This is a genomic window from Mycetohabitans endofungorum (genome assembly GCF_002927045.1).
GTDB classification, from domain to species: domain Bacteria; phylum Pseudomonadota; class Gammaproteobacteria; order Burkholderiales; family Burkholderiaceae; genus Mycetohabitans; species Mycetohabitans endofungorum.
In genome coordinates this window covers 49,691-61,721 of sequence record NZ_PRDW01000014.1, presented here as the reverse complement: position 1 = coordinate 61,721, position 12,031 = coordinate 49,691, and the positions used below count along the sequence as shown (strand labels likewise).

The 12,031-nt window shown below is 63.7% G+C and carries 9 protein-coding genes and 2 pseudogenes; 4 read left to right on the top strand and 7 right to left on the bottom strand.

Annotated elements, in window-relative coordinates:
* From B0O95_RS13095 to alr, 3 genes and pseudogenes are all read right to left on the bottom strand, one after another.
* Positions 1–914 (bottom strand): annotated as a pseudogene (locus B0O95_RS13095) (hypothetical protein); the annotation flags it as partial.
* A 189-nt stretch (positions 915–1,103) separates the two neighbouring features.
* Positions 1,104–2,489: a DNA repair protein RadA gene (gene radA, locus B0O95_RS13090; RefSeq protein ID WP_104078274.1), complete on the bottom strand. Its 1,386-nt coding sequence runs from the start codon at positions 2,487–2,489 to the stop codon at positions 1,104–1,106.
* Between the two features lie 15 nt (positions 2,490–2,504).
* Positions 2,505–3,575, bottom strand: a complete 1,071-nt coding sequence (alr, locus tag B0O95_RS13085) for an alanine racemase (RefSeq protein WP_104078273.1) — start codon at positions 3,573–3,575, stop codon at positions 2,505–2,507.
* A 201-nt stretch (positions 3,576–3,776) separates the two neighbouring features.
* On the opposite strand from alr, the gene lplT reads away from it, so the two are divergent.
* On the top strand, positions 3,777–5,081 hold the full coding sequence (gene lplT / locus B0O95_RS13080) for a lysophospholipid transporter LplT (protein WP_104078272.1): 1,305 nt from the start codon (positions 3,777–3,779) through the stop codon (positions 5,079–5,081).
* Positions 5,082–5,148: 67 nt separating this feature from the next.
* Positions 5,149–5,958 carry a bifunctional hydroxymethylpyrimidine kinase/phosphomethylpyrimidine kinase gene (thiD, locus tag B0O95_RS13075; protein ID WP_104078271.1) on the top strand — a complete coding sequence of 270 codons (810 nt, stop codon included), beginning with the start codon at positions 5,149–5,151 and terminating at the stop codon, positions 5,956–5,958.
* Positions 5,959–5,966: 8 nt separating this feature from the next.
* Here the strand turns inward: thiD and B0O95_RS13070 are convergent, their stop codons facing one another.
* From B0O95_RS13070 to tsaB, 4 genes and pseudogenes are all read right to left on the bottom strand, one after another.
* Positions 5,967–7,100, bottom strand: coding sequence for a DUF1853 family protein (locus B0O95_RS13070; protein ID WP_199180518.1), 1,134 nt, complete (start codon positions 7,098–7,100; stop codon positions 5,967–5,969).
* A complete protein-coding gene (locus B0O95_RS13065; RefSeq protein ID WP_104078269.1) occupies positions 7,055–8,014 on the bottom strand; it encodes a uracil-DNA glycosylase in 960 nt (319 codons plus the stop codon). Before B0O95_RS13065 ends, B0O95_RS13070 begins: the two co-directional genes overlap by 46 nt.
* 130 nt (positions 8,015–8,144) lie before the next feature.
* Positions 8,145–8,609: pseudogene (rimI, locus tag B0O95_RS13060) on the bottom strand (ribosomal protein S18-alanine N-acetyltransferase); the annotation flags it as partial.
* Entirely contained in the window at positions 8,606–9,358 is a 753-nt protein-coding gene (gene tsaB / locus B0O95_RS13055; protein ID WP_104078267.1) for a tRNA (adenosine(37)-N6)-threonylcarbamoyltransferase complex dimerization subunit type 1 TsaB, read from the bottom strand. The gene tsaB and the pseudogene rimI, both read right to left, overlap by 4 nt.
* Positions 9,359–9,483: 125 nt before the next feature.
* Here tsaB and B0O95_RS13050 point away from each other — a divergent pair, with 125 nt between their 5' ends.
* Positions 9,484–9,753, top strand: a complete 270-nt coding sequence (locus tag B0O95_RS13050) for an acyl-CoA-binding protein (RefSeq protein WP_104078266.1) — start codon at positions 9,484–9,486, stop codon at positions 9,751–9,753.
* Positions 9,754–10,331: 578 nt separating this feature from the next.
* Positions 10,332–11,936 (top strand): DEAD/DEAH box helicase, encoded by a 1,605-nt coding sequence (locus B0O95_RS13045; protein ID WP_233203361.1) that lies wholly within the window; start codon positions 10,332–10,334, stop codon positions 11,934–11,936.
* Positions 11,937–12,031 lie beyond the last annotated feature (95 nt).

Sequence of the window (12,031 nt, the reverse complement as noted above, 5' to 3'; positions counted from 1 at the left end):
TCACGCATCTGCGTGTATTGGGCAAACTGCTCCGCTTGCGGCAAAATCCGTACGCAACTCGCTAACATGCCGACCGATGCGCCTTGATGAGAGGGCGGCAGTTGTAACGCGTGTCTGCGTAAGAGTGCATAGCGTTCAGGGACGCGTGGGTCTGTCTTATTGGAGTAAAGGAGCAAATTGGACAATACCGGGATGAGCTTCGCTTGTTCGGATACCCTCAACGACGCAAGCCGAGCCAAGAGCGCTTGATAACGCTGCTCGGCAAAAGGTGAGCGAGACGAAAAAAACCGCAAACTGTCAGCCAGTTCCGCCCAGATATTGTCTTGCCCGGGCGCGCGCCGTTCCACCATCGCATAAGCGAAGTCGAATAGCTCAACACGCCGGCTTGGAGGAAAATTAAAAAAAGTGCGTAATAGCGCTTTTTGTATTCGCATGCCGTCCTGCGGGATACGCTCTGCGGCCGCAAACACGCGCTTGAATGCCTCGACTCGCTCGGCTTTTGGCAACGCTCGCAGACGCTGACTCAGCGCGTCAATAGGTTCGGCATACTGCGCTGGATTGCTCAACGCGCTCCCCATCTCATCTAGCAGCTGGTTGGCTGACGCCAAGCTGACGGCCTGTTTTGCCCGCTGCCAATAGCGGTGGACGAGGCGCCGGGTCTGCATCGCATGATACGTGCGGCGATCGACCGTGGCGAACGGCATCACGTCTTGAATGGGTACATAGTCACCGATCCGGGCAATCAGTTCGGACGGCAGGTCGTCATACGTTGTCGGTCGGGTGGGCAAGGGACGAGTCAACGCGTCGTTGGAAGACGGTCGTGGCGGCGCTGACGCGGCAGGCTGTTGGCCAGCCTGCCCTGCGCACACGTAGCTGGAGTGAGGGTTTAAAGCGGCATTCAAGTCGAAGTCCATTGGCAAACTCAGTAATCGGTAAAAAGACAACTTTGCGGCCAACGCGCACGCGCTTGAACGCAGCCCCCAAATGCAAATTCATTTCCGCACCCATCGCGCGTTCGATGAGCGCCTTGTTGAACGCCAGCATCCGATCCCGCGCCTGAAGCACAGATAGGCGGTGCGTTCGAGAGTAGCCATTGTGCCCCCCTATTGCTGCAGCGTCCGAATGCGGTCAATCGCCTGTTCGATGCGCTCGACGGCGATCACCTGCAATCCGTCGATTGGCTGCTTCGGCGCATTGGCCTTCGGGATCAATGCAATCGAGAAGCCGAGCTTGGCGGCCTCCTTCAGGCGCTCCTGGCCACGCGGGCATGGCCGGATTTCACCGGCCAACCCGACTTCGCCGAACACGATCAGCCCCTTAGGCAACGGCTTGTTGCGCATCGACGAATGAATCGCGAGCAGCACGGCCAGGTCCGCGGCCGGCTCGGCGATTTTCACGCCGCCGACCGCGTTCAGGAAGACGTCCTGATCGAAGCATGCGATGCCTGCGTGCCGGTGCAGCACCGCGAGCAGCATTGCAAGCCGGTTTTGCTCCAGGCCTACGGCCAGCCGACGCGGGTTCGGCACCTGCGCCGTATCGACCAGCGCCTGCACCTCCACCAGCAACGGCCGCGACCCTTCTTGCGTGACCAACACGCACGAGCCAGGAACCGTATGCTCGTGCTGCGACAAGAACAACGCCGACGGATTGGCCACGCCGCGCAGCCCGCGCTCGGTCATCGCGAACACGCCGAGTTCGTTGACCGCGCCGAAGCGGTTCTTGAACGCCCGCACCAGCCGGAACGATGAATGAGTGTCGCCTTCGAAATACAGCACCGTATCGACGATGTGCTCGAGCACCCGGGGGCCGGCAAGCGCGCCCTCCTTCGTCACGTGGCCAACCATGATAATTGTCACGCCGGATTGCTTGGCGATCCGCGTCAGTTGCGCCGCGCACTCACGCACTTGCGCCACGGAGCCAGGCGCTGAACTCAGCGCATCCGAGTAAATGGTCTGGATCGAATCGACGACGGCAATATTCGGCTTGACGGCATCAATCGTGGCTTGCAGCTTCTCGAGTTGGATCTCTGCCAGCAGTTGCAAGTCGCCGACCCGGCTGGCGGGCGCGTCAAGCAAGCCGAGCCGCTGTGCGCGCAACGCGATCTGCGCGCCGGATTCCTCGCCGCTGATATACAGCGCACGCCGCTCGCGCGCGATCTCGGCGAGCGCCTGCAGCAGCAACGTCGACTTGCCGATACCGGGATCACCGCCGATCAGCACGACGCCACCTGCGACCAGACCACCACCGAGCACACGATCGAACTCACCGATGCCAGTCGAGTAGCGCGGCACGTCCGACGCTTCGATTTCGGCGAGCTTGCGCACCGGCTGGCTCTTGGCAAGTGCCTGGTAACGATGGTTTGGCGCGGCGGTCGACTCAGCCGACTCGACCAGGGTGTTCCAGCTGTGGCACGATGGGCACTGGCCCTGCCACTTCGGCGACTGCGCACCGCAGTCATTGCAGACGAAAACGGTCTTTGTTTTTGCCACGCGTCCTGCTCCGCGTTATTCTGCGCGCACCGACACGCGTTGCGCGATCGCGCACATCAATTCGTAGCCGACCGTGCCGCACGCTGCCGCGACATCGTCGATTGGCACGTCGCCCCCCCACAACTCTACTGGGCTGCCGATAGCCGCGCTCGGACACGAGGATAGATCCACGGTCAACATGTCCATCGACACTCGACCGACAACCCGCGTGCGAACCCCGCCCACCTGGACCGGCGTGCCTTCGGGCGCGCAACGAGGATAGCCGTCCGCGTAGCCGCACGCCACGATGCCAATACGCATGCGCTCGCGCGCCTTGAAAGTCGAGCCGTAGCCGATGCTGTCCCCCGGCTCGACCGTCTGCACCGCGATCAATTCCGAGCTTAACGTCATCGCCGGCTGCAGGCCAAGGCCCTCGATCGCGGCCGAGACGCCGGACGGCGACGCGCCATACAGCATGATGCCGGGACGCACCCAGTCGAAATGCGCATGCGGATGCCATAGCGTCGCAGCCGAGTTCGACAGGCTGCGCGCACCTACAATGCCCTCGGCGCCATGTTCAAACACTTCTAATTGATGGCGGATGCCGCTTTCGCCCTCGGCATCCGAAAAATGGGTCATCAGCGTGATCTGGCCGATGCTGGGGCACGCGCGCGCGCGTTCCCATGCGGCACGATACTTGCCGGCCACATAGCCAAGCCGGTTCATGCCGCTGTTCATCTTCAACTGGATGTTGACCGGCTTGGACAGACGCGCCATTTCCAGCATCCGCAATTGTTCGTCGCAATGCACGGTAGTCGTCAGGCTGTAGCGGTCAATCACATCGATGTCGGTCGGACGAAAAAAACCCTCTAATAGCAAAATTGGCCCGGCCCAGCCCAATTCGCGCAACTTGACCGCTTCTTCGAGGTCAAGCAATCCGAAGCCGTCGGTCGAACGCAGGCCGGGGAACGCGCGCGCCAAGCCATGCCCGTAGGCATTGGCCTTGACAACGGCCCAGAGCTTGGACTTCGGGGCACGGCGGCGGGCAACGGCGAGATTGTTAGCAAGCGCTGCGGTGTGAATCGTGGCAAGGAGCGGGCGAGGCATAGATTGGGTAGTTTAATGTCGCTGCAAATCAACGATTTAAGTGCACGATCGCCGGCGCGATCCGCGTCGTTGAGGCGAGCGCTAACTCTGAACGTTCGTATTTTCGTGTTATAAAGCCGTGCACACAACCCATTTCGAGCAGCTCATGCTACGGGTTAGCCCGACAGCGGCTGCCGACAGAGGAATCAAGCTCAGCATCAGATGAAGAAAGGTTTTTACACCATCATGGCGGCGCAGTTCTTTTCTTCGCTCGCCGACAGTGCGCTTCTGATCGCTGCGATAGCCCTCCTGAAAGACCTTCACGCGCCGAATTGGATGACGCCGCTGCTGAAGCTGTTTTTCGTGCTGTCTTACGTGGTACTTGCCGCCTTTGTTGGCGCATTTGCAGACTCGCAGCCGAAAGGCCGCGTCATGTTCGTCACCAATACGATTAAGATGGTAGGCTGCGTAACGATGTTGACTGGCGCACATCCGCTGCTGGCCTACGGTGTCGTCGGATTCGGCGCGGCCGCGTACTCGCCGGCTAAGTACGGCATCTTGACCGAGTTACTGCCGCCAGAGCGCCTGGTAGTGGCCAACGGCTGGATCGAGGGAACGACCGTCGCGTCGATCATCCTGGGCACCGTGATGGGTGGCGCGCTGATCAGTCCGCACATCGCACAACTGTTGCTGCGGCACTTGTCGTTCGCCCACACCGCGGCAGAATCGGCAATTGTGGTGATCATGTCCGTGTACGCACTGGCTGCGGTGTTCAATCTGTGGATACCGGACACCGGCGCACGCTACCCACAGCAGCAACACCGGCCAATCCGGCTGATCCGTGACTTTGCCGAGTGCTTCGGCGCGCTGTGGCGCGACAAGCTCGGCCAGATCTCGCTGGCGGTCACCACCTTGTTCTGGGGCGCTGGCGCTACGTTGCAGTTCATCGTGCTTAAATGGGCCGAGGTATCGCTCGGCATGACGCTGTCCGAAGGTGCCGTGCTGCAAGCCGTGGTCGCGGTCGGCGTGGCCGGCGGCGCAATGCTCGCGGCCACGCGCGTGCCGCTCAAGCGCTCGCTGACGGTACTGCCCGTCGGTATCGTGATGGGTCTGCTGGTCATGACGATGTCATTCTATACCCGGGAATTATTTCCATCCGACTGGGCATGGCACATTGGCCACATCCGGGTGCCCGCCTACCTGATATGCGCGTATGCTTTCCTCATGGTGGTCGGCGGCATGTCAGGCTTTTTCGTCGTTCCGATGAATGCGCTGCTGCAGCACCGCGGGCATGTGCTACTGTCCGCCGGCCATTCAATCGCGGTACAGAACTTCAACGAGAATCTGTCGGTGCTCGTGATGCTGTGCCTGTACGCTGTGCTCATCTGGTTCAACGTGCCGATCCAGCTGGTGATCGTGCTGTTCGGCACCCTTGTGTGCCTGACCATGTGGTGCGTAATGCGCCGGCACGCAGCAAACCAGCGCGCGTTCGATTCAGTCGCGTTGATCGGTGAGCAGGGGCATTGACGCGTGCGGCGATGGCCGCAGCGCGGCATGGATGACTATTTGAGTGGCTTTTCGCGTGCTTTTTGCCATGGAGCATATGATTCCGAATGTGCTGACAATTGCCGGGTCCGATCCAAGCGGCGGCGCCGGCATCCAGGCTGATCTCAAGACCTTTTCCGCGCTAGGCGCATACGGCACCGCGGCGATTACCGCGTTGACCGTGCAAAACACGCGGGGCGTCACCGCGGTGCATCCGGTGTCTGCCGACGTCGTCTCTGCGCAACTGGACGCGGTATTCAGCGATCTGCGCATCGACGCAGTCAAGATCGGCATGCTGGCGAACGCGGCGATCGTTCGCGCAGTGGCTGCCGTACTAGAGCGGTACCAGCCCGCGCACGTGGTACTCGATACCGTGATCTTGTCGTCCAGCGGCCACTCGTTGCTCGAGCCCGATGCACTTGATGCGCTGCGCGAGCGATTGCTGCCATTGGCCAGCATCATCACGCCGAACTTGCATGAAGCGGCAGCGCTGCTTGACCAACCCGTCGCCGCCGACGAAGCGCAGATGGCACGCCAAGGTGATGCGCTACACGCGCTAGGCGCCCACGCGGTGCTGATTAAGGGGGGGCACTTGCCGGGCGATTTCAGTCCAGACTGGCTGATCGAGGCAAGCCGCCATACCCGGCTGGCCGGCGCTCGCGTGAACGTGACCGGCACGCACGGCACCGGCTGTACATTGTCCGCCGCGATTGCCGCGCTGCGCCCGCAACGACTGGACTTGGCCAACGCCGTCAGCGATGCAAAGACCTATCTGACCCAGGCATTGATCCACAGTACGCGGCTTTCGGTCGGGCAAGGCACCGCCGGGCCACTGCACCACTGTCACGCATGGTGGTAGCCGCGAGGTCACGGAACCGTCGTATACGCGGCCGCACGTTTGGGCCAGTCATCCGGCACGATGAATCCGCGCGCCAACTCACACCACTCGCCGGCCGGGTTGCCGACGTCCTGGCTGACGCGCACGTCGGCTAGCGCCGCCACCATCAATGGCTGATTCGGCCGGTCGCGCCAATAGTCGATGCAGCGCACCAGCACAGCGGTCGAATCGCGATACACGCGCGGGTCGTCAGCGGACAGCCGCAGCGGCGCCATCCAGCGCAAACGTGGCACGATCGTCCAGGCAGGCGCGTCGAATACGGGCCACTGCGCGGCACATGTCCACCAGCCCTGTAAGTGATCCGGCGCGACGGGTCCCGGCGCGGCATCGCCGCGCGGCGCGCAGTTCCCGCTGACGTTGTCCGAATCGCCGACGCCGCTCAGATCCCAGCGACGGAACAGCCAGCCGCACACGATCATGGCCGCCTGCCAACGACCATTGGCGGCCAACGCCGCGATTTGCGGATGCTGGCTCAGCGTCAGCTGGTGGGTCAGCAACCGAGTCAGCTTACGGTCGAAGCGGTCGGCCAAATTCGGCCCCACATAGCGCGCCAGCGAACCGGGCGGACCACCCACGTCGAGATAGCACTTGACCGTCAGCTCCCAATGCCACGCCCTTGCGTCGTCATCCACGAACAGAAAGTCGCACTCCCCCAGTGTGTGGCCATCGACCCGCACGGGCCGGTTCGCAGCAATCAACCGCGTTGCGGGGCCATATTGTAAAAAGAAGCTGAGCAACTGCTCCGCATATAAGCCGAGACGCGACTGCGGCCGGGCATCCAGAGCCGCATGCAACGCGTGCGGATCGGCGTCGAGCCGCGCCAGCCATGCGAGCGCTTGCTGCCGCTGCCGCGGCTGCGCCAGCACGTGTGCCAATCGCGGGCCGAAATATCGCGCGTCAAGCAACGAGGGCGACAATAGCAGCCACGCCAGATCACGCACCGCAACGTCGCGATACGCATGGAGCAGATCAACGCAGAGCCTGCTGGCATGCGCAGGCATCCGGTGATCCACGCGCTCGCGCGCGGCAGCCGCGCCGGCGTCGCGATCATGGCGGCTCAATGCGCGACGGTGCGCTTGCGATGAATCGCACGAGCCAGACATAGGTCGCTCCAGGCCTTGTGCTTGTCGTGCAGGCTGCGCAACAGGTACGCCGGATGATATGTGACGATCACCGGCACGCCTTCATACTCGTGCACACGCCCCCGCAACGAAGCAATGCTCGCGTCGGTCTTCAGCAAGCTCTGCGCGGCGAACCGTCCGAGCGCGACAATCACGCTCGGCTTGACCAGCGCCACTTGCCGTTTCAGGTAGGGCTCGCAGCGCACCACTTCGTCCGGCTCCGGATTGCGATTGCCCGGCGGCCGGCATTTCAGCACATTCGCGATATAGACGTTGTCGCCGCGCCGCAGCTGCAATGCACGCAACATGTTGTCCAACAGCTTGCCAGCCTGGCCGACGAACGGCTCGCCTTGCTTGTCCTCGTTCTCGCCTGGTGCTTCGCCGACCAGCATCCAGTCGGCCGTCTCGTCGCCGACGCCGAACACCGTGTTCGTGCGTCGTTCACACAGCCGGCACAGCGTACAGCCCGCGACGCGCGCCTTCAACGCTGCCCAATCCAACATCGGCACCGGTTGCGCGTCTGCCGCGGCCCCGGGCGCTGATGCAGCAGCCGTCTTGACTCCTTCAAATGCCTTGCCGACTTCACCCGTTGGTCCAGTTGCACTGTCCTCTGCCCTAGTCGCTTCAACTCGCGACCGCGCGGCCTCAACCGACGTGTGGCTTGCTTGAGGGGGCGCATGCGCTGCACTCTCTTGCGTGTCGCAAGCCTGCACAGTCACATCCGTCGCTTGGAGCGGCTGCGACGGCAGCGCGATGCCGGCCTCGCTCATGACGTCCCGAGCCGGGAACAGCGCATCGCCCTGAGCGTCACCAGGACGATGAACATGCCCCGCGCCGCGGCGGACCCACAACGGCGCAATGCCGAGTTCTTCCAGAATCGTGTCAAGCTGCGCCATCGGCCTGCTCCCGTTCCGCTTCCAGCGGGGTGCCCGCGCGCCGCGCGCCGGGCATCGCCTGTCCGTGTGGTGGCGCACTCTGTGATGAGGCAGCCTGCTGCCGGGCACGCCACCCCTGTGCGTCGGCGTGCAAGCCATAACGCATCACGATTGCGTCCTCGCGCGTGTGGTGCCGCGCGGGATAGTAACTCTTGCGCCGGCCGATTACGATGAAGCCAAAACGCTCGTACAGCCGCATGGCACGCTGATTGGACGGACGCACCTCGAGCAGCACGCTGCCGAGCTGGCGCGCACGCGTGATGCGCACCGCTTCGCGCAGCAACGTCAAGCCAGCGCCGTGGCCTTGCGCGCCGGGCGCCACGCACAGGTTCAATAAGTGCATCTCGTCCACGACCGGCATCAGCACGCAATAGCCGACTAACACGCCAGTGACGTGCCTCAGGCAGACACCGAAATAGCCATTGCGCAGTGAGTCCTCGAAGTTGCCTCGCGTCCAGGGAAACTCGTACGCGTCGCGCTCGACCGCCGCGACCTCATCGAGATCGCTCTCGGTCATCGGCGTCAGATAGCGCTGGGTCATCAACACGCCGCTCATCGAGCCTCCTTCGCCGAATCTTTGAGCGCACGGGCCGCCGCGCGCTCGTCAGTGGTCTGCGCGACTTTGTCGCGCACGTACTCGGGCATGGCCAGGTGCGCCGGCAACGCGTGGCCCGCCATAAACGCACGCCAGCCAGCCAGCGCCAGCGCGTGGGCGTGCGGCATCGCGCAAGGGTCGATCACACGCGCCCGCGTCGCGGCACACAACGCGTCGCCGAACACGGACGATGCATTGCCGGCTAGCGTAAACGGCTCGTCCGGAGCCGGCACACGGGCGGGCGCGGCGAGCGCGGCAGGATGGCATACCCGCCAGTCGGCGAGCGTGTCGTCCCACGCAAAGTCCGCCCAATAAACCTCGCCCATCCGGGCGTCGAGCGCCACAAGCACGCGTTGTGCATCTGGATCCGATGCGCGCGCGCGTTCCGCACAGGCGAGCAACGTGCCAACCGGCACCACCGGCACGCCAAGCCCGAATGCCAGACCCTGCGCCACGCCAGCCGCCGTGCGCAGGCCGGTGAACGAGCCGGGCCCCGCGCCGAACGCCACCGCGGCGCAATCAGTCAGCGTGAGTGTTGCTTCCTCCAGCACTTCGCGTACCGCGGGCAGCACGCGTGCGCTGGAAACCGGGCCAGTGTGCTCATGGCGGCTGATCACGCACGGCGAACCGGCGGCATGCGGCAGATGGAACACCGCGACCGAGCAGAATTCGGTCGACGTATCGAGGGCAAGCAAGGCATGAGGCGTCATGACCGCTATTGTAATGCCGGCCCGCGTCAACTCTATTATTTGGAGGACTTGCTCCAGCACATGGCGGCACGTTCCGACTACACTCGGCAGTTCAGCATTGATGGACAGGGCCGAGGAGGGTCACGATGAGTGAGATCGATGCGCGGTTCGCACAGGCGCAAGACGAAGTTAGGCAATTGCCGGAGCGCCCCAGCAACCTAACGTTGCTGCGCTTATACGCGCTGTTCAAGCAAGCCACGGAAGGTGATGTGTACGGCGACAAGCCCGGCTTAGCCGATATCGTCGGCAAGTACAAGTACGATGCCTGGGCCGCGCTGAAAGGCACGTCGCAGGACACCGCCAAGCACCAATACGCCGAGTTGGTCGAATCGTTGAAGAACGGCACCGCGTCGTGATGCTGCGCGCCCGCGCCGGCGGGCACAGCGCGATCTTGCTCGCAGCAGGTGGCGCAGCGCAGCAAATTCAGGTAGAATCGAGGCTTCGCGCGCCGGCGAACTACTAACATATTGTTTGGCTGGGTCGCGCGTTTTTGCAGCGTTTTGCTCCAATCCCCGTTTAGAAACTGTCCCCTCCCACCTTTGCCCGCTTTTGGGTGCGGTTGTAGACCAAGCAAGGTTCGCGTTTCCGCGTTGGGCGGTTCGCACCGTTACAGGTTCTAACATCGGCTCGCATTTCACGAGCCATGCCCGTTTTTCGATCTGGTGAACGGATATCGTTCATCGCATCCGACGATCGTGGCTGCCGATTGGCGCCTCTCGCATTTTTCCGAACCGGTTCGCGCCGCAGGCGCGAAACTCATAGGATCGTCATGACCTCGAATTCCCCCTCGTCACTCGGCACGCTGGCGCGTGAACTTTTCGGCAACGATGCCCCCTCGTCGCACGGCGACGCGCCGGCGGTGCCCACGCCGGCCGCTGAAGCCCCCCCCGCCACGGCAGTGCACGCAGCCGCCGCCACACCGGCACCTGATGCAATGGCCACGTCGATGGCCGCGCAACCCAACTCCGCAGCAAGCGCGGCCATCGACGCTGCACAGACCGCCGACACGGCGAACAACGATACCCCCCGCGGCGACGGCTTTATAGCGCTCGGCCTGTCGCCGGAGATTGTCTCCGCGCTGACCGCCGCCGGCTATCACGCGCCAACGCCGGTCCAGCAGCGCGCGATACCGGCTGCACTCGCCGGCCGCGATCTGCTGGTCTCGAGCCCGACCGGCTCGGGCAAGACCGCGGCATTCATGCTGCCCGCAATCGAGCGCTTCGCACAGATGCAAAAAGCCGGCACGCTTGGCCAGCGCGCGAACCAGCCCGCGCATCAGGCACAGCGCGGTGATCGGGGCGAGCGCCGTCATCGCCGCGAGCAACCTGTCGCCAAACCGGCGCTGCTGGTGCTTACACCGACACGCGAACTCGCGATGCAGGTGACCACTGCGGCGACCACCTATGGCAAGCACCTGCGGCGACTGCGCACGGTCAGCATTCTGGGCGGGGTCGCCTATGGCCAGCAATTGATGCTGCTGGCGAAGAACCCCGAAATCCTGGTTGCCACCCCCGGCCGGCTGATCGATCACCTCGAGCGCGGCCGCATCGACCTGTCCCAGTTACAGATGCTGGTGCTCGACGAAGCCGACCGGATGCTCGACATGGGGTTCATCGAAGACATCGAGGCTATCATCGACCGCACCCCGGCCACACGGCAGACGCTGCTGTTCTCGGCGACGCTCGACGGCAAGGTAGGTTCGCTGGCGCAGCGCTTTCTTAGCGACGCCGAACGGATCGAAATCCGTCGTGAGCCGGAGTCGCGCGCGAACATTGCGCAGTCCATCCACTACGTCGACGACCGCGCCCATAAGGATCGGCTGCTGACGCATCTGTTGGCTGACGGCGCGCTCGATCAAGCGATTGTGTTCACCGCGACAAAGAATGATGCGGACGTGATCGCCGCCAGGCTGGCCGAAGACGGCTTCGCCTCCGCCGCATTGCATGGCGACTTGCCGCAAGGCGCGCGCAACCGGACAATCCGCGCATTGCGTGAACGACGCGTGCGCGTATTGGTCGCGACAGATGTCGCTGCGCGTGGCATCGACATACCCGGCATCACGCACGTGTTCAATTACGATTTGCCCAAATTCGCAGAAGACTACGTGCACCGGATCGGCCGGACCGGACGTGCGGGGCGCAGCGGCATCGCTGTCAGCCTTGTGCACCATGCTGAAGTCGGCACCCTGAAGCGGATCGAGCGATTCGTGCGCACGCCGCTGCCTGTCAATGTGATCGCCGGATTCGAGCCCAAGCGGGCACCGTCCACGCGTGCACCGGCCCGTCGCGGCGCGCCGCCGCGCGGCCACGGGCGGGGTGCCAGCGGCTATCAAGGGCGAGGAACGAGCAACGGTTACGGCAACGCTCGGCACGGTGCCGGTGGTGGTAGTCGCGAAGGCGGCGGCCGCGAGGCCGGCTATCGCGGCGGGTTCAGTGACGCCCGCGCCGGTAATGACCGTGGCCGGGGCGGTTTTGCGGATTCGCGCGGGCCGACGCGTCGTCGGGATGACGATCGCCGTACGTCACGCTACGACGACTGACCGTTCTGACGCGAGCGGGCCGGCGACGGCCCGACATTCCGAGAGATGGCGCCCTGCGGCGCCATTTTTTTTGCGCCGTACTTATTGCACCGTAC

Coding starts and splice junctions, on each gene's coding strand:
- B0O95_RS13065 (WP_104078269.1), bottom strand. CDS start 8,014: ATGGCGCAGCTTGACACGATTCTGGAAGAACTCGGCATTGCGCCGTTG.
- B0O95_RS13070 (WP_199180518.1), bottom strand. CDS start 7,100: ATGTCTGGCTCGTGCGATTCATCGCAAGCGCACCGTCGCGCATTGAGC.
- tsaB (WP_104078267.1), bottom strand. CDS start 9,358: ATGACGCCTCATGCCTTGCTTGCCCTCGATACGTCGACCGAATTCTGC.
- lplT (WP_104078272.1), top strand. CDS start 3,777: ATGAAGAAAGGTTTTTACACCATCATGGCGGCGCAGTTCTTTTCTTCG.
- B0O95_RS13045 (WP_233203361.1), top strand. CDS start 10,332: ATGGCCACGTCGATGGCCGCGCAACCCAACTCCGCAGCAAGCGCGGCC.
- alr (WP_104078273.1), bottom strand. CDS start 3,575: ATGCCTCGCCCGCTCCTTGCCACGATTCACACCGCAGCGCTTGCTAAC.
- B0O95_RS13050 (WP_104078266.1), top strand. CDS start 9,484: ATGAGTGAGATCGATGCGCGGTTCGCACAGGCGCAAGACGAAGTTAGG.
- thiD (WP_104078271.1), top strand. CDS start 5,149: ATGGAGCATATGATTCCGAATGTGCTGACAATTGCCGGGTCCGATCCA.